At 70.6% G+C, this 22,713-nt stretch carries 25 protein-coding genes; 17 read left to right on the top strand and 8 right to left on the bottom strand.

What is annotated here, in order from left to right:
- The first annotated feature begins 61 nt into the window (after window positions 1–61).
- Complete coding sequence (locus AC1DWP_RS15325; RefSeq protein ID WP_477615357.1) at window positions 62–1,135, top strand: YihY/virulence factor BrkB family protein; 1,074 nt, start codon at window positions 62–64, stop codon at window positions 1,133–1,135.
- A 147-nt stretch (window positions 1,136–1,282) separates the two neighbouring features.
- On the opposite strand, the gene AC1DWP_RS15320 is transcribed toward AC1DWP_RS15325, so the two are convergent.
- A complete protein-coding gene (locus AC1DWP_RS15320) occupies window positions 1,283–1,660 on the bottom strand; it encodes a DUF6582 domain-containing protein (protein WP_477615356.1) in 378 nt (125 codons plus the stop codon).
- 39 nt (window positions 1,661–1,699) lie between these two features.
- Between AC1DWP_RS15320 and AC1DWP_RS15315 the strand changes: the two genes are divergently transcribed.
- Together AC1DWP_RS15315 and AC1DWP_RS15310 are read left to right on the top strand one after the other, a co-directional pair.
- Complete coding sequence (locus tag AC1DWP_RS15315) at window positions 1,700–2,005, top strand: hypothetical protein (RefSeq protein WP_477615355.1); 306 nt, start codon at window positions 1,700–1,702, stop codon at window positions 2,003–2,005.
- Between the two features lie 16 nt (window positions 2,006–2,021).
- Window positions 2,022–2,570: a DinB family protein gene (locus tag AC1DWP_RS15310; RefSeq protein WP_477615354.1), complete on the top strand. Its 549-nt coding sequence runs from the start codon at window positions 2,022–2,024 to the stop codon at window positions 2,568–2,570.
- Between the two features lie 26 nt (window positions 2,571–2,596).
- Here AC1DWP_RS15310 and AC1DWP_RS15305 read toward each other — a convergent pair whose 3' ends face one another.
- On the bottom strand, window positions 2,597–3,325 hold the full coding sequence (locus tag AC1DWP_RS15305) for a helix-turn-helix transcriptional regulator (RefSeq protein WP_477615353.1): 729 nt from the start codon (window positions 3,323–3,325) through the stop codon (window positions 2,597–2,599).
- Window positions 3,326–3,681: 356 nt separating this feature from the next.
- Between AC1DWP_RS15305 and AC1DWP_RS15300 the strand changes: the two genes are divergently transcribed.
- Window positions 3,682–4,578, top strand: coding sequence for an arylamine N-acetyltransferase family protein (locus AC1DWP_RS15300; RefSeq protein WP_477615352.1), 897 nt, complete (start codon window positions 3,682–3,684; stop codon window positions 4,576–4,578).
- Here the strand turns inward: AC1DWP_RS15300 and AC1DWP_RS15295 are convergent.
- A complete protein-coding gene (locus tag AC1DWP_RS15295) occupies window positions 4,566–5,204 on the bottom strand; it encodes a hypothetical protein (protein ID WP_477615351.1) in 639 nt (212 codons plus the stop codon). The two genes, AC1DWP_RS15300 and AC1DWP_RS15295, sit on opposite strands and share 13 nt — an antisense overlap.
- An 81-nt stretch (window positions 5,205–5,285) precedes the next feature.
- Here AC1DWP_RS15295 and AC1DWP_RS15290 point away from each other — a divergent pair, with 81 nt between their 5' ends.
- The 3 genes from AC1DWP_RS15290 to AC1DWP_RS15280 are packed head-to-tail and all read left to right on the top strand — an operon-like array spanning window position 5,286 to window position 8,060.
- Window positions 5,286–5,756: a DUF4396 domain-containing protein gene (locus AC1DWP_RS15290; protein WP_477615350.1), complete on the top strand. Its 471-nt coding sequence runs from the start codon at window positions 5,286–5,288 to the stop codon at window positions 5,754–5,756.
- 20 nt (window positions 5,757–5,776) lie between these two features.
- Window positions 5,777–6,421: a lysoplasmalogenase family protein gene (locus AC1DWP_RS15285; protein ID WP_477615349.1), complete on the top strand. Its 645-nt coding sequence runs from the start codon at window positions 5,777–5,779 to the stop codon at window positions 6,419–6,421.
- A 46-nt stretch (window positions 6,422–6,467) separates the two neighbouring features.
- Entirely contained in the window at window positions 6,468–8,060 is a 1,593-nt protein-coding gene (locus AC1DWP_RS15280) for a phytoene desaturase family protein (RefSeq protein WP_477615348.1), read from the top strand.
- Between the two features lie 49 nt (window positions 8,061–8,109).
- Here the strand turns inward: AC1DWP_RS15280 and AC1DWP_RS15275 are convergent, their stop codons facing one another.
- Genes AC1DWP_RS15275 through gntA form a run of 3 tightly spaced genes read right to left on the bottom strand, consistent with a single transcriptional unit; the run spans window position 8,110 to window position 10,174 of the window.
- A complete protein-coding gene (locus AC1DWP_RS15275) occupies window positions 8,110–8,832 on the bottom strand; it encodes a GAF and ANTAR domain-containing protein (RefSeq protein WP_477615347.1) in 723 nt (240 codons plus the stop codon).
- Between the two features lie 11 nt (window positions 8,833–8,843).
- Window positions 8,844–9,458, bottom strand: a complete 615-nt coding sequence (locus AC1DWP_RS15270) for a DUF1989 domain-containing protein (protein WP_477615346.1) — start codon at window positions 9,456–9,458, stop codon at window positions 8,844–8,846.
- Window positions 9,455–10,174 (bottom strand): guanitoxin biosynthesis heme-dependent pre-guanitoxin N-hydroxylase GntA, encoded by a 720-nt coding sequence (gene gntA / locus AC1DWP_RS15265; RefSeq protein ID WP_477615345.1) that lies wholly within the window; start codon window positions 10,172–10,174, stop codon window positions 9,455–9,457. The genes AC1DWP_RS15270 and gntA overlap by 4 nt, the downstream gene beginning before the upstream one ends.
- A gap of 160 nt (window positions 10,175–10,334) precedes the next feature.
- On the opposite strand from gntA, the gene AC1DWP_RS15260 reads away from it, so the two are divergent.
- Complete coding sequence (locus tag AC1DWP_RS15260; protein ID WP_477615344.1) at window positions 10,335–10,520, top strand: hypothetical protein; 186 nt, start codon at window positions 10,335–10,337, stop codon at window positions 10,518–10,520.
- 51 nt (window positions 10,521–10,571) lie between these two features.
- Here AC1DWP_RS15260 and AC1DWP_RS15255 read toward each other — a convergent pair whose 3' ends face one another.
- Window positions 10,572–11,105 (bottom strand): hypothetical protein, encoded by a 534-nt coding sequence (locus tag AC1DWP_RS15255; RefSeq protein WP_477615343.1) that lies wholly within the window; start codon window positions 11,103–11,105, stop codon window positions 10,572–10,574.
- Between the two features lie 269 nt (window positions 11,106–11,374).
- Between AC1DWP_RS15255 and leuS the strand changes: the two genes are divergently transcribed.
- The 7 genes from leuS (at window position 11,375) to AC1DWP_RS15220 (ending at window position 19,263) form a co-directional block, all read left to right on the top strand.
- Entirely contained in the window at window positions 11,375–14,272 is a 2,898-nt protein-coding gene (leuS, locus tag AC1DWP_RS15250) for a leucine--tRNA ligase (RefSeq protein WP_477615342.1), read from the top strand.
- Between the two features lie 41 nt (window positions 14,273–14,313).
- A complete protein-coding gene (locus tag AC1DWP_RS15245; RefSeq protein WP_477615341.1) occupies window positions 14,314–15,210 on the top strand; it encodes a DegV family protein in 897 nt (298 codons plus the stop codon).
- Window positions 15,207–15,842 carry a glycerol-3-phosphate 1-O-acyltransferase PlsY gene (gene plsY / locus AC1DWP_RS15240; protein ID WP_477615340.1) on the top strand — a complete coding sequence of 212 codons (636 nt, stop codon included), beginning with the start codon at window positions 15,207–15,209 and terminating at the stop codon, window positions 15,840–15,842. Before AC1DWP_RS15245 ends, plsY begins: the two co-directional genes overlap by 4 nt.
- 75 nt (window positions 15,843–15,917) lie before the next feature.
- Entirely contained in the window at window positions 15,918–16,877 is a 960-nt protein-coding gene (locus tag AC1DWP_RS15235) for a ComEA family DNA-binding protein (protein ID WP_477615339.1), read from the top strand.
- Complete coding sequence (locus AC1DWP_RS15230) at window positions 16,874–17,644, top strand: hypothetical protein (protein WP_477615338.1); 771 nt, start codon at window positions 16,874–16,876, stop codon at window positions 17,642–17,644. The genes AC1DWP_RS15235 and AC1DWP_RS15230 overlap by 4 nt, the downstream gene beginning before the upstream one ends.
- Window positions 17,569–18,846, top strand: a complete 1,278-nt coding sequence (locus tag AC1DWP_RS15225; RefSeq protein ID WP_477615337.1) for a ComEC/Rec2 family competence protein — start codon at window positions 17,569–17,571, stop codon at window positions 18,844–18,846. Before AC1DWP_RS15230 ends, AC1DWP_RS15225 begins: the two co-directional genes overlap by 76 nt.
- 30 nt (window positions 18,847–18,876) lie before the next feature.
- Entirely contained in the window at window positions 18,877–19,263 is a 387-nt protein-coding gene (locus tag AC1DWP_RS15220; protein ID WP_477615336.1) for a ComEC/Rec2 family competence protein, read from the top strand.
- Window positions 19,264–19,324: 61 nt separating this feature from the next.
- Here AC1DWP_RS15220 and AC1DWP_RS15215 read toward each other — a convergent pair whose 3' ends face one another.
- Window positions 19,325–20,254 (bottom strand): LysR family transcriptional regulator, encoded by a 930-nt coding sequence (locus tag AC1DWP_RS15215; RefSeq protein ID WP_477615335.1) that lies wholly within the window; start codon window positions 20,252–20,254, stop codon window positions 19,325–19,327.
- A 294-nt stretch (window positions 20,255–20,548) separates the two neighbouring features.
- Here AC1DWP_RS15215 and AC1DWP_RS15210 point away from each other — a divergent pair, with 294 nt between their 5' ends.
- Together AC1DWP_RS15210 and AC1DWP_RS15205 are read left to right on the top strand one after the other, a co-directional pair.
- Window positions 20,549–21,832 (top strand): patatin-like phospholipase family protein, encoded by a 1,284-nt coding sequence (locus AC1DWP_RS15210; RefSeq protein ID WP_477615334.1) that lies wholly within the window; start codon window positions 20,549–20,551, stop codon window positions 21,830–21,832.
- Window positions 21,833–21,851: 19 nt separating this feature from the next.
- A complete protein-coding gene (locus AC1DWP_RS15205) occupies window positions 21,852–22,712 on the top strand; it encodes an NAD-dependent protein deacetylase (protein WP_477615333.1) in 861 nt (286 codons plus the stop codon).
- Window position 22,713 lies beyond the last annotated feature (1 nt).

Below are 22,713 nucleotides of genomic sequence, written 5' to 3'. Positions count from 1 at the left end.
AGGTCGGGGACGCTGCGCCCAGAGGTTGACCGACCCAGCCCTCCCCGCCTGAAGGAGCGTCATGTCCGCCGAAACCCACTCCACGCACCACGAAGCCGAACGCCAATCCTCAAGCCCGGATGCTGCCGTCCCCGACTCGCCGACGGAGGTCACGCGTGAGTCGTGGCAGTACATCGCGCGAAAGACCCTTCGCGAGTTCAGCAAAGACCAGTGCACCGACCTCGCGGCGGCCCTGACCTACTACGCCGTCCTGGCGCTGTTCCCCGCTGTCATCGCCCTCCTGTCCCTTGTCGGCCTCTTCGGCCAGGGCCAGCAGACCGTCGACACCCTGCTGGGGATCCTGCGCGACGTCGGCGCCGGCTCGGCCGCGAACACGCTCGGACCGACGCTCAAGACCATGGCAAATCGGGAGGGGGCCGCCGGGATCGCCTTCGTGGTGGGGCTCGTGACTGCCCTGTGGTCTGCTTCCGGCTACATCGGCTCGTTCGGGCGTGCCATGAACCGGATCTACGAGATCCGGGAAGGACGGCCGTTCTGGAAGTTGCGCCCCGTCATGCTCGCAGTGACGCTGGTGGAGGTCGTCCTGGTCGCGCTGGTGGCGATGGCGCTGGTGCTGACCGGTCCCGCAGCCCGGGCCGTGGGTGATGCGATGGGGCTCGGTTCGACCGCGGTGTTGCTGTGGAACGTCGCCAAGTGGCCGGTGATCCTTCTCGTGGTCGTCCTCGTGGTGGCGATCCTCTACTACGTCACACCCAACGTGAAGCAACCACGCTTCCGCTGGGTGAGTGTGGGTGCGGTCGTCGCGATCGTGGTCTGGATCCTCGCGTCGGCCGCCTTCGGCTTCTACGTCAGCTCGTTCTCCAACTACGACAAGACGTATGGCGCACTGGCAGGCGTCGTCGTCTTCCTCCTGTGGTTGTGGATCACCAACGTGGCGCTGCTGTTCGGCGCGGAGCTCGACGCCGAGCTCGAGCGCGGACGGGAGCTCCAGTCCGGCATACCCGCCGAGGAGACGGTGCAGCTGCCGGCCCGCGACACCCGGGGCACGGACAAGGCGGACGCGAAGGAAGCCGAGGACGTGGAGCGTGGGCGCCGCCTGCGGGCTACTCGTGGTGGCGATCACGACGTTCGTTGAGCTACCGCGACGAGTCCTGGAGCGCGAACGCGATCTCGCGCTCGACACCGAAAGCGAACCATCAGCGCACCCTTTGCGGGTGGACGCCCACGTCGACCTCTGGGTGAGTCGACCGCCAGTCGGGTGTGAGGGTGGCTATCCGGCTCGTCAGTCGTCCTTCTTCAGACTCGGATACTTCTTCTCGACAGCCGACCGGACCTGCTTCTTCTCGGCCGCTGTTCCATGTTGGGCCACCCGGGCCAGAGCATTCCGAGCGTGCTCGATGTCAGGAATCGGGTACTTCTCCTGTTCCGGCAGCGCGAACGACGACTTCTTCAGCTTCTTGCGGTTCTCGCTGTCACTGAGATCCTTCGACACGGTCGACTCCTTTCCAGAGGCTGAGGTCATACCCGCAGGCGCCAAGCTCAAACCCCCGTCCTGGGCCGAGGTGTGGACAAGCGCGGCTGGAAGGTGGAGGTCTTGCAGGTCACGCAGGAGCCCGACCGCCCCGGTGTGCACCTCGACGAGGCCCTCAGCGTGCGACACCTCTGGCCACAGGGTGGGTGGTGGGGTGACGATGGGCTCATGGCAGCAGAGGCGGCGGTGGAGCACGAGCGGGTGGAGCGGCTGTTCTGTTGGTGTTGCGGGAACGGCTTCGACGAGCGCGACCTCACCCGGCTGGGGACGCACCCGGAGGTGGGGGTGTGCACCGGGTGCGCGCGATGGCTCCACCGACGTGCGCGAGCCCGCGCCGACGCCGGGCGCGGCGCCCCGGGCGTCAGGGTCCGGCGGGGCGTCGCGGTGGTCCGTGGCCGCGTGATGCGCGCCGGCGCCCAGGACTGGCCGGTCGTCGGGTCGCTGCTGCGCCGCCTGGACCGACACCTGCCCTGATGGTCGTGGCCGCCCCGTGAGGCACCGCGAGAGCGATGGCGGGGAGGTTGCTGACCGCAACGCCGTCGTCGCCGACCTTGTTTGGTGCAGGGACGACCTGCACCGCCTGCTGGCGGCGACGACCCCAGCACTGCTCCGTGCACGCTCCAACGGCACCAGATGGACCAACGAGCAGCTGCTCTTCCACATGGTGTTCGGGTTCCTGATCGTCAGACGACTCGTGCCGTTGGTTCGTCTTCTCTCCGTTCTGCCACCGTCGGTCGGCCGGACCTTCGTGTGGTTCCTGGACGCGGGCACGGTGCCGTTCCACTGGGTCAACTACGCCGGCTCGTGCGGCGGGGCGCTCGTGTTCGACCACGCCCGCATGGGCTGGCTGTGTGACCGGACGATAGGCGCGCTGGTCCGCAGCCTCGAGCAGGCACCCGAGGACCGGCTGGCTCAGGGGATGCCCTTCCCGACGAGGTGGGACCCGTACTTCGAGCCGCACATGACCCTGTTCGACGTGTACGCCTACCCCGCACTGCACTACGCGCACCATCGCAGGCAGCTCACGCTCTGGACCTGACGCCGCGCCGTGCGGTCCCGCTGCCCTCAGGGGTTGAGCTTGGACCAGAGTGCGACGGCCTGGGCTCGGCTGTGGGCACCGACGCGCTCGCGGGCCGTCGACACCCGTTTGCGGACGCCGCGCTCGGTGATGCCGAGGCGGTGGGCGATGCGCCGGTCGGTCCAGCCCCGCGCGACCAGGGCCAGGACCTCGGCCTCACGGTCGGTGAACGTCACACTGGGCGGCAGGATCGTCTGCATCCGACGGGCGGCGTCCTCGAGCTGGTGTCGGAAGACCAGAGCGCTGGCCAGGGGCTGACGGACCAGCTCCAGGCGGCGCATGTCGTCGTCGCTGAAGTCGTGACGGCTGCGGTGGACGCCGAGGAAGATCAGGGTGGTGGGGGTCGCGAGCAGAGTCAGGGCGGCCGGGTAGCGTCCGCCGCAGAAGCCATGCATCGCCTCGTACGGCTCAGAGTCCCAGAACGGGCCCATGGGGGTCAGGTCGCTGACCCGGTGGGTCGCCAGCTCCGGCAGGCCCGCGCTGAACGACGGGTGCTGCGACACCACCGCCTTGGCCCGCTCGACGTAGGTTGCATCCAGCGGGTCCTGCCCGGCCATGTCCACCGACACGCGGTCCGCTCCGTCAGCCCCCACAGTCCAGGTCGTCAGGCCGGCGCCGGCGTCGGCGCGCAGCTGACGGTGCACGGCGTTCGCGAGCAGCTCGCCGTACGGTTGGCCGCGCACGGCCAGGTGGGCAGCTTCGACACTGAGCCTCACCAGGTCCTGATCCCCCACAGCCGCCCCCGCAATGACGCGCCAAAGTTCCGCTTTTGACACTACTCGTGCCACGGGCGCGCGTGGAACCCTTCATCAAGCGGCGACCCACACCGAGTGGTGGCGCCGGCTGGGTTGGGTGAGGGCGGCTGCCAGCGGTTCGCACGAACGGTGGGAACCGTCCGCTTGGCCGTGGCTGAGGTCGGTCGAGGTGAGCGTCGGGAAGGCAACAGGGGATGCCTGGGCGCTGGCAGCGACCGGCACGCCTGCCCACGATGAACGACCGGGCGCTCTTCGTCCGGTCGTTCATCGCGCGGTGGCGCATCGCAGCCCGAACACCGGCGACGTAGCATGCGGACGTGGCGACCGCGTTCGAGAAGGGCAACACCGGTGTGCGCCAACCCGACGCAGTCTTGAGGCTGCCGTCGACGGTGGTGGACGTCGACGGCTACCTCACGCGGGTCGGCGTCCGGGTCGAGAAGCCCGACCTCGCCACCCTGCAGGCCCTGCACGAGGCGCACGTGCGCACCTTCACGTTCGACAACATCGACGTCCTGCTCGAGCAGCACCCCGGTGTGGAGCTGCCCGACGTCCAGGCCAAGTTCGTCGGTCGTGGTCGTGGGGGGTACTGCTTCGAGCACGCCACGCTCTTCGGCGCCGTCCTCACCGCCCTCGGGTACGACGTGCAGCGGCGGCTCGCACGGGTCGGCGACGTGACCGCTTCGGCCAGGACCCACTGCGTGCTCGCGATCCAGGTCGACGGAACGTCGTGGCTGGCCGACCCCGGTTTCGGCCTGAGCCTGATGCACCCGATCCGCTTCGTGGACGGAGCGCTGGACGACCACGGGGGCTGGGCCTACCGCCTCCTGCGCCACGAGACCCGGGCCGGTGGTCCGACGTGGGAGCTGCAACGCCAGCGGGACGGGGCCTGGGAGCTCATGCACACCACCGACGACCTGCCTGTCCAGCAGGTCGACGTGCGGGCGGGGCACCACTTCACCAGCACCTATCCGACGTCGCACTTCCGGCACGGGCTCATGCTCACCCGTCACCTGCCGGACCGGCACGTGACGGTCACGCACGAGGCGGTCACGGTTCGCCGTCCCGGCGAGCCCACCGAACACCGCGAGCTGGCGGTGGGGGAGCTCCGGACCCTGCTGGGTGAGCTGCGCGTCGGCCTGACCGAAGACGAGACCGAACGCCTCCTGGCCGTCGTGCGCCGGCTGCGCTCAGGTCGGGAGACTCAGTCGCCGTAGCTGTCGCGCACGGTCGAGTCCCAGCGCCAGTGCGGGGCCCGGTTGGCCTCGGTGCGGTGGGTGGCGGTGAGGAAGTCGTGCCAGCCGTCGCCGGTGCGGACGGAGCCGGGGAAGAGCCGGTTGAGGACACGCACGCAGATGTCGTCGTCGATGCTGAAGTCGATGCCGTGCGCCGTCAGCACGTCCCACGCGTGGGCCGCCCCCTCGACTATGCCCATGGCGACGAACCCCGACGCGTCGGAGTTGCCGGCAGGGTGGTAGCCGAGGTGGCCCGGGGGAGCGGTCGCGGTCACGGCGACAAGCAGCCCCCCGGCGGCGTCGAGACAACGCACGATGGCCGCCGTGCCCTTGGCGGGGTCGGGCCACACCAGGTTCGGCGGGGTGGTGGGCTGCCACTGGGGCGGGTCGAGGAACGGGACGTACTCGTCGAGGTGGACCTCACGGCTCGACAGGTTCATCGCATAGGCGGCGAAGTCGTCGACGACGTGGGCGGCGGTGTCGCGACAGTCCCAGACGAGGCCGTGGGCCTGCCGCGCCCACCCGTCGTCGGGCACCTGGGCGAAGCCGACCATGATCGCGTCGACCACGATGCGCAGGTCGTCGGGGCTGGGGACGGGTGCGGTCATGGTCGCGAGCGTAGGTGCAGGGCCCGACACCGGGTCCTCATGGCATGGAATATACCCATAGGGGGTATGGTTGGCCCCGTCATGAGCCAGCACGAGCACCCCCATGTGATGACGCAGTCCCTCTGGCGGCAGGCGGTGAGCGCGACGCTGCACTGCCTCACCGGCTGTGCCATCGGCGAGGTCCTGGGGATGGTCATCGGCTCCGCGCTCGGCTGGAGCAACCTCGTGACCGTCGTCGTGTCGATCGCCCTGGCGTTCGTCTTCGGCTACTCGCTGGCTCTGCGGCCCGTCCTGGCGGCCGGCTTGCCGCTCATGGCGGCGATCGGCGTCGCGTTCGCCTCCGACACCGTGTCCATCTCGGTGATGGAGCTGGTCGACAACGCGTTCGTCGTCGCCATCCCCGGTGCGATGGAGGCCGGGCTCGCGAGCTCCTTGTTCTGGGGCACCCTGCTGGCCTCCCTGGCGATTGCGTTCGTCGTCACCGTGCCGGTGAACCGCTGGCTCATCGCCCGTGGGCGAGGTCACGCCGTGATGCATCGATACCACCACTGAGCGTCTGTCACGCTGGGCCCGTGCCCGAGCTCGCGCTGACCAGCCTGGCGGCCGTGGCGGTCGCCGCACCCCTGGACTGGTGGGCCGTCGCGGTGCGTGGCCGGCGGCGCGAATGGGTCCTCAAACCACTCGTCCTGGTGTTGCTGGCGGTGGCTGCATCGGCGATGGGAGCGTCCGAGTCCACTGCGGGCTGGTGGCTGCTCGCGGCGCTCGGGCTCAGCCTGGCCGGAGACGTCGCCCTCCTCTCCGACAGCGAACCGCGGTTCATCGTGGGGCTCGGGAGCTTCCTTGCGGCCCACGTGGCGTTCGTGGTCGCCTTCTCCCACCTCGGTATGCCGCGTGCCGACCTCGGTCTCGTCGGCCTGGCAGTCGTCGTGACCATGGTCGCCGTGGTGGGTCGTCGCGTGGTCCCGGCGGCGCGCGCCGAAGGTGGGGCGGTGCTGGCAGGCGCCGTCGCGGCATACATGGGGGTCATCGGCGCCATGGTCGTCGCGGCGTGGGCGACGGGGCACCTGCTGGTGGCACTGGGGGCCACCGCTTTCATGGTGAGCGACGCGGTCCTGGCGCTGGACCGGTTCGTCCGGGCGCGCCGCTTCGGGCCGCTGACGGTGATGGTGACCTACCACCTCGGCCAGGTCCTGATCGTGCTCGGCGTCCTCAGGTGACACAGTGGGCGAACCAGCGATTCTCCAGCGAGAGGGACCAAGGCGCGTGAGCACTGCGGATGCGGTCGTCGTCGGGGCGGGACCGAACGGCCTGGTGGCCGCCATCGCCCTGGCTGACGCAGGGTGGGACGTCCTGCTCGTCGAGGCCAACGAGGACGTGGGTGGAGCAGTCCGCAGCGCGGAGGTGACGTCGCCCGGATATGTCACCGACCTGTTCAGCGCGTTCTACCCGCTGGCGGCCGCGAGCCCGATCATCCGCGACCTGCACCTGGAGGAGCACGGTCTGGTCTGGCGGCGCGCCCCGCACGTGCTCGCCCATGCGCTCGACGACGGCAGCGCGGCCCTCCTCTGCTCGCGCGCCGAGGACACCGCCGCCGGACTGGAGGCGGAGGCCGCCGGCGACGGGGAGGCCTGGCTGGAGCTGGTCCGCGGCTGGGACCGGATTCGCGACCCGTTGCTGGACGCGTTGTTCACCCCCTTCCCCCCGGTCGCCTCGGCCGCCCGGATGCTGCGCAGTCTCGGCGCCGCGGACACCCTCGACTTCGCGCGCCTTGCGATCACCCCCAGCCGCCGGCTCGGACAGGAGCGGTTCTCCGGCCAGGGGGGCGGACTGCTCCTCACCGGCAACGCCCTGCACAGCGACCTGGCGCCCGACTCCGCCGGAAGCGGGATGTTCGGCTGGTTGCTGTGCATGCTTGGCCAGGACGTCGGGTTCCCTGTGCCACAGGGCGGGGCGGGCGAGCTCGCGGGTGCGCTGCGTCGTCGCGCCGAGAGCGCGGGAGTGCGCGTGCTGACCGGCACGCCGGTCACCGCTGTGACCACCGCTCATGGCCGCGCCACGGGTGTCAGGCTCGCGGACGGCACCCTCCTGGGGGCTGGGCGTGCGGTCCTCGCCGACGTGCCGGCACCGAGCCTCTACGGGGACCTGTTGGCCGACCACCCGCTGCCGGCCCGACTGCAGCGTGACCTGGCGAGGTTCCAGTGGGACCACGCCACCGTGAAGGTGAACTGGGCGCTCGACCGGCCGGTGCCCTGGACGGCCGACGCCGCGAGGGGCGCAGGCACCGTGCACCTCGGCGTCGACAACGAAGGCTTCGTCGACTTCGCCGCGGACCTGACCGTGGGGCGGACCCCCGAGCGGCCGTTCATCCTGTTCGGGCAGATGACGACGTCGGATGCCACGCGCTCCCCTGAAGGCACGGAGTCGGCCTGGGCCTACACCCACGTCCCGCAGGGCCCGGGCTGGTCGGTTCAGCAGCTGGCCGACCACGTGGAGCGGGTCGAGGCCGCGGTCGAACGTGTCGCACCCGGGTTCCGCGACGGCCGGGTGGCGAGCTACGTCCAGGGGCCGGGGGACCTGGAGGCGCAGAACCGGAGCCTGTTCGGCGGGGCCATCAACGCCGGGACCGCGGGACTGCACCAGCAGCTCGTGTTCCGTCCCACCCCGGGACTGGGACGCCCCGAGACACCGGTGCCGGGGCTCTACCTCGCCGGCGCCTCCGCGCACCCCGGTGGCGGAGTCCACGGCGCCTGCGGTTGGAACGCCGCTCGAGCCGCACTCGGGGCGAACGCACGCCTCACCGGTGGACTGCGCCGCGCCCTCAGCCGGAGTGCCTGGGACCGGCTGCTCAGGTCCTAGGGGGCAGCTCGTGACGAGGCGGTTTCGCGCGTGGACGGCCGCGCAGCGGTCAGTCCAGGCTTTCGTCGCGCAGACCCTCGCGGTGGTTCGCGTTGATCTGCTCGGCCAGAGCCGCGAGCTTGGTGTTGGTGTGGTTCGAGGCGGCGCGCAGGATGTGGAACGCCTCGTCGTCGCCCACCGAGTGGGCGGCCATGAGCAGCCCGACAGCCTTGCCGATCTCGCGGTTGCTCTGGAGCCCGAGCCGTAGGCTCTCCGCGGTGGCCCGCTGTTCGGTGGCCGCGAGCGCGACGGAGGTGAAGGCGGCGAGCACGGCGCCGACGTCGGCAGCTTCCTCGGTCAAGGCGCCAGGGGTGTCCGAGAAGACGTTGAACGCCGCCCGGGCGCCCAGGCCCTCGAGGAGCTGGTAGCCCACCATTCCCCGGACCGGGGTGCGAGCCAGGGTCAGCTCTGCGAGCCGGGGCCACTTGGTCGCGGTGGTGATGTCGGCATCGTGCTGGACGGAGTCCTCCAGGATGCTGTCGAGGCACGGCCCCTCGCCGGCCTCGGACTCGAGCCGGTCCATCAGGCTCGCGACGTCGTCCGTGGAGGCCTGTGTGTGGAGCTGCTGGTCCGCGTCGAGCGTCGAGATGCAGGCGTGGTCGGCCCCGGGGATGACGTCGACGGCGGTCCGGCAGATCGCGGCGAGGACGTCACTCGACCCGGTTCCTGAGTAGACGAGCTTGGCGAGGGAGGCAAAGGCCTCGGTCGTCTCCCGCGGGATGGGCGTCTGCATGACGCCCAGTATCACCCGCTGCCAGTTCGCGTGGCCACGTCGTCCGTCACGAGGTACTCGATGGGCTTGCACACCCCACCGTTGGACTTCTCGGCGGAGCAGGCCGTCAGGCCCACGTGAAGGTCCATCTCGGCCCGGACGGAGAACCGGTCGCCCGCGACGGAGGCCGGGGGGTCGATGTGGAGCTCCCCGCTGGGTTCGGGCCAGACGTTCATGAAGATGTTGAGCGTCGTCCCGATCTGGTCGGGCCGGACACCGAAAGGTGCGAGGCCGGAGCTGAGGTTCTCCAGGCAGCTGGGGTGGTAGGCCCCGTCGAACTCGGGGTAGAGCAGGTCGAAGGTGTCCTGGCTGCACGGGGTGAGCAGGAAGTCATGACGACCGCAGGTGTCCTCGACGACCGTCAGCATCGGGGCGCTGCGGTTGCTGTAGAGCACATGACGGGTCGTGAGGTAGATCGTGTTGGCGTAGTCGATGGTGCGACCGCTCGAGAGCTTTTCGTCGTGGTCGTCGGCACGGAAGCAGAACAGGTCGCTCACCTGTCCGCCCTCAGGGTCGGTGACGGTCAGCACCTGCCCGGCCAGGAGGAGGAACCCCGTCCCGGTCTGCGGTGCCAGCGTGGTGCTCACGTCGTCTCCTCGTCGTCGAAGCTGGCCGGCGCCACCCAGGTCGGGGGTACTGCCCGACCGGAGTACTGCCGAGCCTCCGAGCTCCGCCCATGGTCGGCGACCATCGGGTTGAGGGTTCCCTGCAGCTCGAGGTCGCGGCGCCTGATGGTGTCACGCATGCGGTCGAAGCGGTCCGACCCCCGGAGCTCCTCGAACTGCTCGTGCAGGTTGAAGACCAGGGTGGGCAGGGGAGTCCGTCGGGCGATCCTGGAGGACTGCGGGTGCAGGCCGACGACGAAGAACGCGGTCCCGCCGACGCTGAAGGCAAAATGCGGGTCGGCAGGGTCGTCGGACACGCGTGGATCCCACGGCTGGTGGTCGGCCTCGTGCAGCAGCTCCAGCTGCCGCCACAGCAGCTCCTCGAAATCGGCTTCGCCCGCGACCTCGGTCGCGCGGAAGACGGCCACCAGGGACGCAAAGCCCGCCTCTCGATCTGTCTCCCGCCCGAACGACGTCAGGGCGCTGAGCAGGCGGCGGGTGCTCGCGGTCGTGCCCAGCTCCTCCAGCACGACGACCGTGGCCCGATCGCGGTTGAACACCGAACGCGCTCCCAGGCAGGGGTAGTCCGGGTGCAGCACCATTGCCTCCAGACCCTCGGCGATCTCCTCGACGGGGCTGGAGGCGTCGTGGTCGCCGGCCAAGTCCTCCAGGAGGGCAGGGAGGCTGTCGTTGGACACTGGTGCTCCTGACGATGGGAAAGCCCGGGGCAGGGTTGATCACCTCCGGGCCCAGTGGCTGTACCCACCGGCTGACCTGCGCAAACACCAAGGGCTGATCTGGGGCACGTTTGAACCCTGCTGCAAAGGGCACTTCAGTAGCTGACGGAGGTGGTCACCCATGACCCAGAGTTCACACCTGCAGCCCGACGGGACGATCTTTCCACCCGTGACCCCGGACCCGCCGTACCCACCCGGGTACGAAGAGCCGGTGCTCCTGGACAGCGCCGAGCTGATGGCCGACCCGGCAGATGGAGGGCAGACCCCCGCCGATGGAGGGCAGACCCCCAAGGAACCGCCGGACTGAGCACGTGGCGGTCAGGCCCGCCTCGGGGCTGTCAGGCCCGTCTCGGGGCTGTCAGGCCCGAGCGTGCTGCTCGGCTCCCCGCTCGAGCACGAGGAGGTCTGCGAGCGAGGCGGCGACGCCGATCAGGGCGAGCCCCATCACGACTTTGGAGAGCAACCCGACCTCGGCGTATCCGCGCCCGAAACCCGAGGACATGAAGTACGTGATGAAGAGGGCCATGCCGCTGGTGGCCATGATGATCCCCGGCACGCGCGGGTGGACACCGCAGCGAGCGATCGAGACCCCCAGCAGGAACAGGCCCAGGCACACCGATGCCGGTGACGAGACCAGTCCCTCGAGTACGGCGGCCACGCCGGCCCAGCCGATCCACGCCCCCGGCGCCAGGCCCTGCTCCAGCTGGTAGCCGAGCACGGCGGTGCCGAGGAGCAGGACGGTCGCGAGGTCCAGGAGTGGGCCGACGAGCAGCGGCAATGACACTTCACGCGCCCTGACGAACCAGTAGGCGAAGAACAGGAGCCCCCCGACCAGCCCCAGGAGCGGCGTCGTCCGCCGCACCAGGGCCACAATCCGGTCCGTTGTCCGCATGGCCCAAACGTACGACCCCCACCTCGTCCTGTCATCGTCAGATCTACGTATCCGTAGGCGAGACCGGACCGCGCGGCGCCGGCGCGGAGGGGACATGGGCCGCCCGGAGCACGCTGCGGTAGCCTTTGGCCATGGCACGGTCGCTGCTTCTTCCCGAGCCGCGTTGACGGTCCGGACCGCCTGGTCCACGTCACCGCGGCGAACCCCTCCTGCGTGAGGGGTTCTTCTGTGTGAAGACTCAGATGTGTACAAGCTGACGTGAGGATGAGATGAGCGAGACGCCGTACCGCTACACCGCCGACCTGGCCCAGACGATCGAGCTGGCCTGGCAGGACCGCTGGCAGGAGGAGGGCACCTTCCACGCGCCCAACCCCGCGGGTCCCTGGGCTGAGCCCGACAAGGTCGCGGGTCGCGAGAAGCTGCTCGTCCTCGACATGTTCCCCTACCCCAGCGGCGCGGGCCTGCACGTCGGGCACCCCCTCGGCTACATAGCGACCGACGTCTTCGCGCGCTACCACCGGATGACCGGCAAGAACGTCCTGCACTGCCTGGGCTACGACGCCTTCGGCCTGCCGGCTGAGCAGTTCGCGGTGCAGACCGGTCAGCACCCGCGCAAGACGACCGAGGAGAACATGGTCGTCATGAAGCGCCAGCTGCGCCGGCTGGGGCTCGGTCACGACGACCGCCGCACCATCGCGACCATCGACCCGGGCTACTACAAGTGGACCCAGTGGATCTTCACGCAGATCTACAACTCCTGGTACGACCCGGAGGCAGTGCGCCCCGACGGTGGCACGGGGCGCGCCCGCCCCATCGCCGAGCTGGTCGAGCAGTTCGAGGCCGGCGACCGCCCCACCCCCAACGGTCAGCAGTGGGCGGAGCTGTCGGCGGCTGAGCGGTCCGAGATCCTCGACGACTTCCGGCTGGCCTACACCTCGCAGGCGCCGGTCAACTGGGCTCCCGGCCTGGGCACGGTCCTGTCCAACGAAGAGGTCACCAACGACGGGCGCTCCGAGCGCGGCAACTACCCGGTCTTCAAGACGAACCTGCGCCAGTGGATGATGCGGATCACCGCGTATGCCGACCGGCTGGCTGACGACCTCGACCGCGTCGACTGGCCCGACAAGGTCAAGGCCATGCAGCGCAACTGGATCGGTCGTAGCCAGGGTGCACGGGTCGCCTTCCCGGTCGTCGGCGAGGACGCGTCGATCGAGGTCTTCACCACCCGGCCCGACACCCTCTTCGGCGCCACCTTCATGGTGCTGGCGCCGGAGCACCCCTTGGTGGACGTGCTTGTCCCGGAGGGGGAGTGGGCGCCCGACACCAACCCGTCGTGGACCGGTGGGGAGGCGACCCCGGCAGACGCCGTCGCGGCATACCGGCTGGCGGCGTCACGCAAGAGCGACGTGGAGCGCCAGACCGAGGGCAAGGACAAGACCGGTGTCTTCACCGGCGCGTTCGCGACGAATCCCGTGAACGGGCAACGGATCCCGGTGTTCATCGCCGACTACGTCCTGATGGGCTACGGCACCGGCGCGATCATGGCGGTGCCCGGACAGGACCAGCGCGACTGGGACTTCGCCGGGCAGTTCGGGCTGCCGCGCGTGCGCACCGTGCAGCCGTCCGAGGGCCACCCGGAGGACGAGCCGTTCACCGGTGAGGGGCCCGCGATCAACTCGTCCAACGACGAGGTGTCGCTCGACGGCATGGGCGTCGCCGAGGCCAAGGCGACGATCATCGAGTGGTTGGCGCACAAGGGTTTCGGCCAGCCCACAGTCAGCTACAAGCTGCGTGACTGGCTGTTCAGCCGACAGCGCTACTGGGGCGAGCCGTTCCCGATCGTCTTCGACGAGGACGGCGTCAGTCACGCCGTCCCGGACTCGATGTTGCCGGTGGAGCTGCCGGACGTCCCGGACTACTCGCCCAAGACGTTCGAACCCGAGGATGCGAGCAGCCAGCCCGAACCGCCTCTCGGCAGGGTCGAGGACTGGGTCAACGTCGAGCTGGACCTGGGCGACGGTCGCGGCATGCGCAAGTTCCGCCGGGAGACCAACACGATGCCCAACTGGGCCGGATCCTGTTGGTACTACTTGCGTTACCTCGACCCCGCGAACGACGAGGCCTTCGTCGACCCCGAGAACGAGGCCTACTGGATGGGCCCGCGGGAGACACCCGTGGTCGGTTCGCCCGAGGGGGTCGTCGACCCGGGTGGGGTGGACCTCTACATCGGTGGGGTCGAGCACGCCGTGCTGCACCTGTTGTATGCGCGGTTCTGGCATAAGGTGCTGCACGACCTGGGTCACGTGACCAGTGACGAGCCGTTCCGCAAGTACTTCTCGCAGGGGTACATCCAGGCGCCTGCCTACCGTGACGACCGAGGCCAGCCCGTCGAGGCGTCCGAGGTCGTCGAGGTGCCCGACCACGCCAGTGGCGAGACGTCCTACACCTGGCAGGGCCAACCCGTCACCCGCGAGTTCGGCAAGATCGGCAAGTCGCTCAAGAACGTCGTCAGCCCGGACGAGATGTTCGAGCAGTACGGCGCCGACACCCTGCGCGTCTACGAGATGTCGATGGGTCCACTGGAGCTGAGCAAGCCGTGGGAGACCCGTGCCGTCGTCGGCGCTCAGAGGTTCCTGCAGCGCTTGTGGCGCAACGTCATCGACGAGGAGACCGGCGCAGTGCGGGTGGCCGAGGTGCCGTTGGACGACGCGACAGCCAGGGCCCTGCACCGGACCATCGACGCGGTGTCCAAGGACTTCCCGACGCTGGGGTTCAACACGGCCATCGCTCGGCTCATCGAGCTGAACAACGCGCTGACCAAGCTGGAGGCCGTGCCTCGCGAGGCGGCCGAGAAGCTGGTCGTCATGGTGGCGCCGCTCGCCCCCCACATCGCCGAGGAGCTGTGGCAACGGCTGGGGCACACCGAGTCGATCACCTTCGAGCCGTTCCCCGTGGCCGACCCTGCCCTGCTGGTCGAGGACACCGTGACCTGCGTCGTGCAGATCAAGGGCAAGGTCCGCGACCGCCTCGAGGTGCCCGCGGACATCAGTGAGGACGCCCTGCGCGAGCAGGTGCTGGCGCTGCCGAAGGTCCTCGCGGCGACCGAGGGCGGCATCCGCACGGTGATCGTGCGAGCCCCCAAGCTCGTCAACATCGTCCCGATGTGATCCTGCGCTGCACCGGTGGCCCGCACCGATAGCCTGCGCACGTGAGCATCGCGATCGTCACCGACTCCACGGCATACCTGCCGGGGTCGGAGCTCGAGGCCCACTCGATCCAAGTGGTGCCGCTGCACGTCATCGTCGGCGGCACCGAGTTCAGCGAAGGCGTGGACATCACGACCGGCGAGGTCGCCGCTGCGCTGCGAGCGTTCAAGCCCGTGTCGACCTCGCGTCCTTCGCCCCAGGCCTTCCTCGATGCCTACGAGAAGGCGGCCGCAGGCGGAGCCGACGGGATCGTCTCGGTGCACATCTCGGCCGACATGTCCTCGACGATCGAGTCGGCGCACCTCGCCGCGCAGCAGTCGCCTGTGCCTGTCACGGTGGTCGACTCGCGGTCGCTCGGCATGGCGATGGGGTATGCCGTGCTGTCCGCGGCAGAGTTGGCCGAGCAGGGCGCGTCGTTGGAAGACGTTGCGGCGCAGGCCCGTTCGCGAGCCGAGGCATCGACTGTGGTTTTCTACGTCGACACGCTCGAGCACCTGCGACGGGGCGGCCGGATCGGTTCGGCGTCCGCCTTCCTGGGCTCAGCCCTCGCGATCAAGCCCATCCTCGGGCTCGTGGACGGCAGCATTCGGCCGCTGGAGAAGGTGCGCACCTCGTCGCGGGCACTGGCGCGGCTGGAGGAGCTGGCCGTGTCGGCCGCGCAGGTCGCCGAGAAGGCCGGGTCGCTCGTCGACATCGCAGTGCACCACCTCGACTCCCAGGCACGGGCGGACGACCTCGCCGGGCGGCTGCGCGAACGCGTCGCCGACGTCGGAGCCACGGCAGACGGGGGACAGGCCGGCAAGGGCGCGGTCCAGGTGGTCGAGCTGGGCGCGGTCGTCGGCGCCCACGTCGGCCCGGGCACCATCGCCGTCGCCGTGTCACCCCGGCCGAGACCATGACCGCTCTGGCGGACGTGTCGACGGGGGTCCTGGTGGAGGTCGTGGCGGCCTCGGTGGCCGCGTTCGTCGTGGGGGCGGTGAACCCGGCGACGATCCTGGCCAGGCTGCTCGGCAAGGACCTGCGCCACGCGGGGTCGGGCAACCCCGGGGCGACGAACGCCGGACGCGTCCTGGGCGCGCGCTGGGGGGTGGTTGTGGGGATCCTCGACGTGCTCAAGGGTCTGCTGCCCGTCCTGGTCGCCCAACACTTCCTCGGGTCGGTGACGGGGCTGTGGGTCGGGCTCGCGGTCGTGCTGGGGCACATCTGGTCGCCGTTCCTCAAGGGGCAGGGCGGCAAGGGGGTGGCCACCTCCCTGGGGGCGATCCTCGCCGTGCAGCCGTGGTACGGCGTGGGCATGCTCGTGGTCTTCGGGCTGCTGGTCTGGCGCATGCGTTGGGTGGCGGGAGCCTCGGTGTCGGCGTGCGTGCTGCTCCTGGTGCTGGGAGTGCTGACCTGGTTCCGGTGGGTGCCTGTGGGCACGCGTGAGACCGGGGCCTGGTGCGTGGTCCTCGCCCTGCTCGTCATCTACCGGCACCGGCGCAACATCGAGCTGTGGATCTCGGCGCGACGGGACGCGTCGTCCACAGGTTGAGCCGGCTCGGGACGCTGTCCACAGGGCCGCTGCGACGACGTGTCGCGTGCCTGGTCGGCTTCCTAGCGTGCCTGTATGCCGTCCCGTCGCCGACCGTCGGAAACCTCAGCCCGCGCGCGGGCCCTGTTGGAGGCCGCAGACCGCGCGCGTGAGCCTCCGGCGATTGGGTCGCCACGGCCCGAGGTCGTCCCCTGGCTGCCGGAGCGCACGTGGATCGAGACGGCGGCGGCCAAGCCAGCCAGTGGCCCGTCGCGCCCGGCCAGCGGCGTACGGGGTGGTCGCCACCGCCGTCCTGTCCCACCCGGCCCCCGGTTCCTGACCATCCCTGCGTCCCTGCGGGGCGCCCGGCTCAGCGGGCCGCGTGCCGCGGCGGCCGGTCTCCTGCTGGTGGTGCTCGTGGCGGCAGTGGGCTTCGGAGCCCGCGTGGCCTGGGCCAGGGCGGCGAGCACGCCCCAGGTGGTGGCGCCGTCACAGTCGGGGTCGGCCCTCGGGAACAGGGGGCCGACCAGCAGCGGGTTCGCCTCGTCGAGCACGGCCTCCGGTGGTGGTGGACCACCTGTGGGCACGCTGACGGTGCATGTCGTCGGCCAGGTGGAGAGCCCTGGTGTGTTCACCATGCCCGCCGGGTCCCGGGTCTCCGACGTCGTGGCCAAGGCCGGGGTTCGCAAGGGGGCGGACCTCGCGGCCATCAACCTGGCTCGACCGCTGGTCGACGGCGAGCAGCTCCGCGTGCCCAAGCCCGGCGAGGTCGTGGTCGCGGGGGCTGGCACAGCAGGCGCAGGCGCGGGAGCAGGCGCGGGCGCGGGAGCAGGCGCGGGCGCGGGCGCGGGCGCGGCGGCTTCCGGCAGGGTGAACCTCAACTCCGCGTCCGCTGCCGACCTCGAAGAGCTGCCGGGCGTCGGCCCGGTCCTGGCCCAGCGGATCATCGACTGGCGCACCGAACACGGACGATTCGCCTCGGTCGACGAGCTCGGGGAGGTCAGCGGGATCGGGGAGAAGATCTTCGCCGCACTGCAACCCAAGGTGACGGTGTGAGCCGGAGCGCCGGAGCGCTGCGGCGGGGCGTCGACCAGCCTCGGCTACTTGATCTGCGCCTGCTGGTTCCCGCGGTGACGGCGTGGGCGGTCAGCGCCGCCACGCTCGGTGTCCGACCTCCGTTCCTGGTCGTCGCGTCCGCGGTCAGCGCTGGTCTCGCGGCCGTCCTGGTCTGGTGGTTGCCCCGACCTGTTTCCCGGCGGCGCGGCGCGGGGCTGGGCGGACTGGTCCTGGCTGCCGTGGCGCTCGTGCTCGCGGCGACGGCTGCCCACGTGTCCTCGCGTGAGGCGGGCCCGATCCGGTCCCTGGCGGCGCAGCAGGCCTCAGTGACCGTGTCCGGTGTCGTGACCAGGGATCCCGTGGTCGTCGGTGGCCGCCGTCTCGACGGCGCGACCGTGAGCCTCACGCTGCGCGTCGACGAGGTCACGGGACGAGGCCGCGTTGCGCGGGTGTCGACACCGGTCCTCGTGATGGGTGACCAGCGCTGGGAGGCTGTGCGCTGGCACGAGCGGGTCCGGGTCCAAGGCATCCTGCTCGCGGCCGAACCAGGGACGACGTCGTCGCGGTCCTGCGACCCCGGGGCACGCCTCGTTCGCTCGCTGCGCCCGGCCTGGTCGCCAGGGCGGCCGAACACCTGCGGTCGGGAATGCGTGAGGCGGCAGCCCCGCTGCCCCCCGATGCGCGTGGCCTGTTGCCTGCACTCGTCATCGGGGACACCAGCCACACGCCACAGGACCTCACCGACGCCATGCTCGCGACCGGTATGACCCACCTTTCCGCCGTATCGGGCAGCAACGTCGCCATCGTCCTCGCATGCGCTCTCGGCGGCGCGTCGCTGGCTGGCGTGCGACGTCGCTGGCGCCCGCTGGTGGCGGTTCTGGTGCTGGCCGGCTTCGTCGTCCTCGCCCGGCCGGAACCCAGCGTCATCCGGGCCGCGACGATGGGGACCATCGGGCTGATCGGGCTGAGCCGGTCGAGGCGAGCGGCCGGCATACCCGTCCTGTCTGCGGCGGTGGTCGTCCTGCTCGTCGTCGACCCCTGGCTCAGCCGGTCCTACGGTTTCGCCCTCTCGACCCTCGCCACCCTGGGGCTGCTGCTCTTCACCCGCAGCTGGGGAGAAGCCATCGGGCGCCGGCTCCCGGGCCGCATCCAGGGATGGGGGCCTGCGATGGCCATTCCCGTTGCGGCACAGGCGATGTGCGCCCCGGTGGTCGTGCTGCTCCAAGGCTCGGTGTCGGTCGTCGGCGTGCTGGCCAACCTGCTCGCTGCTCCGCTGGTCGCCCCCGCGACCGTCACCGGGGTGGCTGCCGCGACCGTGGCCCCGATCTGGCCGTTCGGGGCGAGGATCCTGTGCTGGGTCGGGGCGGTGCCGGCACTGGGGATCGCCCGAGTCGCCCGTACCTGTGCCACCGTCCCCGGCGGCACCCTGCCGTGGCCGGACGGTGCGCCTGGAGCGATCCTGCTGACGGTCCTGACCGTCTTCGTCCTCCTCAGCGGCAGGTGGGGGAGCCACCGCGTCAGGCTCCACCCGGTCATCGCCACCAGCGTGTGCCTGCTCGTGCTCGCGGCAGCGGCCCCGACCTCGGCGGTCACCTGGCCCCCACCCGGCTGGCGCCTCGTGGCCTGCGACGTCGGGCAGGGCGACGGGCTCGTGCTCGCCACGACTCCCGGTCACGCGGTGCTCGTGGATGCCGGGCCGGATCCCGTCGCGATCAACTCCTGCCTGCGCCGTCTCGACATATCAGTGCTGGATTCGGTTGTCCTGAGCCATTTTCACGCCGACCACGTCGACGGGCTCCCCGGTGCGTTGGCAGGCCGCGAGGTCCGCGAGATCCTCGCCAGCCCGGTGCATGAACCGCCCTACCAGTGGACGGAGGTGCAGGCGTGGGCCGGGGCGCGCGGCATACCCATCCGTGACCTCTATGCCGGCGACCACCTGGCCTGGACGGGAGTCACGGCAGACGTGTGATGGCCGGCCCGACGGATCGCGTCGGGTTCCGTGCCCAACAACGCCAGCGTGGTGCTGGCGGTGCGGTCCGGCCCAGTCGACCTCTTGCTCCTCGGCGACGTGGAGCGAGAAGGGGCCCACGCCGTGCTCCTCGAGCTGCGGCGCAGCCCGTCGATGTCGGCGCAGGCGTCACGCTTCGACGTCGTGAAGGTGGCCCACCACGGCTCCGGAAACCTCGACGAGGGCCTCATGGAGGCGGTCCGCGCGCCTGTCGCGGTGATCAGCGTGGGCAAGGACAACGACTACGGTCACCCATCACTCAAGGCTCTGGAGGTCTTGCGACACAACGGGTATGCCGTCTATCGCACCGACCAGCGCGGGGACGTCGCCGTGGTTGCGCAGGGGGACGACGTGGCGGTCACCTGGCGCCGCCGATGAGCAGACCCGTCAGCGACAGTGGGCCGACCGCCGTCGGGAGGCCCCAGCGTCGTTCGGCCTGTCAGGTGCTGGCGAGGACGCGGGGCTTGGCCTTCGCGGCTTCGACGAGGGCCTCGATGGTGGCCTGGACGGCCGGGACGCGCTGCAGGTCGGCCGTGGTGACCACGCTGATGGACCGGCGCGAGGCCGGGTTGATCGGCAGGGTGACCACATCGTGGTGGTGGGCCGTCCGCAGGATGAGGTCGGGGATGAGCGCCACGCCCAAGCCTTCGGCGACCAGCCCGAGCACGGCAACGTAGTCCTCGGTCTCGAACCCGACGTGGGGGGAGAACCCGGCCGTCGCGCACATCTGCAGGAGGTGGCCACGGCACCGCGGGCACCCCGCGATCCAGTTCTCCTGGGCCAGGGCGGACAGGTCCACCACGTCGAGCGTCGCGAGCGGGTGTTCGCGGGGGAGGGCGAGGCGGACCTCGTCGTCGAGGAGCTTGTGGGTCACGAAGAGCTCCATGTCCTCCTCTCCGCGGCCGACGTCGGTGCCCTCGTAGGCGAAGGCCACCGCGAGGTCGCACTCGCCGGCCTTGAGCGCAGCGAGCGACTCCGGGGGTTCGGCCTCGGTGAAGGTGACCTGGACGTCGGGGAAGCGCTTCTTCACGAGGGCGAGCGCGCGCGGGACGAGGGTGGCCGAGCTGGACGGGAACGCCATCAGGCGGACCCGTCCGGCGCGCAGGCCCGCAATGGCGGCGACCTCCTCCTCGGCGGCATCGAGGGCGGACAGCACGCCAACGGCGTGGCGCGCGAGCACCTGTCCGGCCTCGGTCAGGCGTACGTTGCGGCCGACTCGTTCGACCAGCACGGTGCCGGTGCGCTGCTCGAGGCGGCGCACCATCTGCGAGATCGCGGGTTGGGAGTAGCCGAGGGACAGCGCAGCCCCGGTGAAGCTGCCCTCGTCGGCGATGGCCTTCATGACACGGAGACCTGCGGCGTCGATCATGGATGAAGCATAACTGTTCGTTATCAAGATGGTTAGTTGTTGATGGCATCGTGATGGATGATGCCGGCCAGGGGGACCCACCACCTGCGACTTGTTGCCGGCTGGTGGTCAGCGGAGCCGCGTTTGGGGGGTTGGAGACGATCTGCCGGCAACAGGTGGGGGCGCCTGCGACTTGTTGCCGGCTGGTGGTCACGGGAGCCGCGTTTGGGGGGTCTGGTGACGATCTGCCGGCAACAAGTCGCCGAGCCATGCCGACGGGCGGGTGTCGCCGGCCTCTGCTTTCATCGGTCCACGATGAAGCCTGAGCCCACCAGCACCACGCACGCGAACGAGCGCGCAGCCACCGAGAGCGACGCGCCTGGCCCCACAGACGCAGCATACCCGCAGGGGGCCGCGGCGCCGCACCGGACAGGCGTGGCGCTCTGCCTGTCCGGTGGCGGCTACCGCGCCGCCCTGTTCCACCTCGGTGCCGTTCGCCGGCTCAACGAGCTCGGTGTGCTGTCGCAGCTCACCACCATCAGTGGGGTCTCCGGCGGCTCGATCGTGGCCAACCTGCTCGCCGACCCCGAGCTCCGGTTCCCGGCGGCGGGCGGCATCGTCGAGGGTTTCGAGGAGTGCGTGGCCATGCCCCTGCAGCGGCTCGCCTCCCGCAACGTCCGGACGCCGGCGTTGCTGTCCAGGGTCAGGCCGTGGAAGTGGTTCGGCCCCGACGCGGCCGTCCGGGCGCTGGCCGACGAACTCGCCGAAGTCGTCCCCTGGTGGTCGAAACCGTTGCGCGACAACGACACTGGTGGTCCCGGAGTCGTGACTGGCGCGACCGAGATCGGCTACGGCGTCGACTGGGTGTTCGAGGGCCCGACCGCCCACCATCCCCACGGGCGGGTGGGGGACTACCGGCTGGGGTATGCCGCGCCGCCGGCCGGGCTGCGGATCGCCGACATCGTGGCGGCCTCCTGCGCCTTCCCGCCGTTCTTCGCGCCGATGGTGGTGGACGGGGTGGCGATGCACCTCACGGGGGGACACCGCGGCCTCGAGTCGGAGCAGGAGCGCGCCTCGATCATGCGGCGCATCCGGCTGACCGACGGCGGGATCTACGACAACCTCGGGCTCGAGCCCGTCTGGAAGCGGCACGCCACGGTCCTGGTCAGTGATGGCGGGGGAGTCTTCCGCGCGCGCACGGAGCGGACCGTCGTCGGCCGGACGCTGCGCATCCTCGGCATCGCCACCAACGGCGGGCAGTCGGTCCGCAGTCGGTGGCTCCAGGCCAGCTATGCGCGAGGCGTCCTCCGCGGCACGTCGTGGGCGCTCGACACGGTCGTCGACGGCTCCTACCCCCGCGAGACGACCGAGCTGGTCAACGCCGTCCGCACCGACCTCGATGCCTTCAGCCCAGCGGAGCAGCAGATCCTCGAACGCCACGGCTACCTCGTGGCCGACGCCCAGGTCCGGGCGCACTCCCCAGAGCTCGTCACCCGCGACACCCCGGCCGTTCCGCCGCACGACGAGGTGGCCGATCCCCAGGTGGCGAGTGCTGCCCTGGTCGACTCGGCGAAGCGCCGACTCCTCGGCAGGTCCTGACCCGACGTACCCTTGCCGCGTGACGCAGACCGCCGCCGTGACCGAACAGGCGCCCGCGGCCGACGAGCTGGCCGCGGTCGCCGCCCTGCTGGAGCGCGGCAACGTCCTCGTCCTGACCGGCGCCGGCATCTCGACCGACTCGGGCATCCCCGACTACCGGGGCCCTGACGGCACGCGCCGCGTGACCCCCATGCAGTACGCCGAGTTCCTGGGGTCCTCCGAGGCGAGGCAGCGCTACTGGGCGCGCAGCTATGTGGGGTGGCAGCGGTTCAACCGGGCCGAGCCCAACTCGGGCCACGAGGCCGTGGCGAGGCTCCAGGGCCGCGGGCTTGTCGGCCCGGTCATCACCCAGAACGTCGACGGCCTGCACCAGCGCGCCGGCGCCACCGACGTCGAGGAGCTGCACGGGTCACTGGCGCGGGTCGTCTGCCTGACCTGTGGCGACCGCACCTCCCGCTGGGACCTCGACGACCGGATGCGCGAGGCCAATCCCACCTACACGGTGACCAGCGACGAGATCCGTCCGGACGGCGACATCGTCCTCAACGACCTCGACGTGGCCGCCTTCCGCACACCCCTGTGCCTGGTCTGCGGTCACGACACGCTCAAGCCAGACGTCGTGTTCTTCGGCGAGTCCGTGCCGAAACCGTTGGTGGAGAAGTGTTTTCGCCTCACGGAGCAGGCCAGCGCGCTGGTCGTCCTGGGCTCCAGCCTCAAGGTCATGAGCGGCTATCGGTTCGTCCGCCGTGCGGCAGCGCTCGACATCCCGGTCGCGATCATCACCCGCGGACCAACCCGAGGCGACGGCGAGGCCACCGTGCAGCTCGACGCGCCCCTCGCCCCGACCCTCGAGGAACTGCTCAGCCGGCTGGCCGCCTGAC

This window comes from Pedococcus sp. P2_F6, from assembly GCF_056403675.1.
Note: the sequence above shows the minus strand (reverse complement) of the source record. Positions and strands in the feature narration are given on the sequence as shown.

Excerpts from the sequence above, each read along its gene's own strand:
- AC1DWP_RS15325 (WP_477615357.1), top strand. The coding sequence starts at position 62 with ATGTCCGCCGAAACCCACTCCACGCACCACGAAGCCGAACGCCAATCC.
- AC1DWP_RS15315 (WP_477615355.1), top strand. The coding sequence starts at position 1,700 with ATGGCAGCAGAGGCGGCGGTGGAGCACGAGCGGGTGGAGCGGCTGTTC.
- AC1DWP_RS15295 (WP_477615351.1), bottom strand. The coding sequence starts at position 5,204 with ATGACCGCACCCGTCCCCAGCCCCGACGACCTGCGCATCGTGGTCGAC.
- AC1DWP_RS15290 (WP_477615350.1), top strand. The coding sequence starts at position 5,286 with ATGAGCCAGCACGAGCACCCCCATGTGATGACGCAGTCCCTCTGGCGG.
- AC1DWP_RS15275 (WP_477615347.1), bottom strand. The coding sequence starts at position 8,832 with ATGCAGACGCCCATCCCGCGGGAGACGACCGAGGCCTTTGCCTCCCTC.
- AC1DWP_RS15260 (WP_477615344.1), top strand. The coding sequence starts at position 10,335 with ATGACCCAGAGTTCACACCTGCAGCCCGACGGGACGATCTTTCCACCC.
- AC1DWP_RS15255 (WP_477615343.1), bottom strand. The coding sequence starts at position 11,105 with ATGCGGACAACGGACCGGATTGTGGCCCTGGTGCGGCGGACGACGCCG.
- leuS (WP_477615342.1), top strand. The coding sequence starts at position 11,375 with ATGAGCGAGACGCCGTACCGCTACACCGCCGACCTGGCCCAGACGATC.
- plsY (WP_477615340.1), top strand. The coding sequence starts at position 15,207 with ATGACCGCTCTGGCGGACGTGTCGACGGGGGTCCTGGTGGAGGTCGTG.
- AC1DWP_RS15235 (WP_477615339.1), top strand. The coding sequence starts at position 15,918 with ATGCCGTCCCGTCGCCGACCGTCGGAAACCTCAGCCCGCGCGCGGGCC.
- AC1DWP_RS15215 (WP_477615335.1), bottom strand. The coding sequence starts at position 20,254 with ATGATCGACGCCGCAGGTCTCCGTGTCATGAAGGCCATCGCCGACGAG.
- AC1DWP_RS15210 (WP_477615334.1), top strand. The coding sequence starts at position 20,549 with ATGAAGCCTGAGCCCACCAGCACCACGCACGCGAACGAGCGCGCAGCC.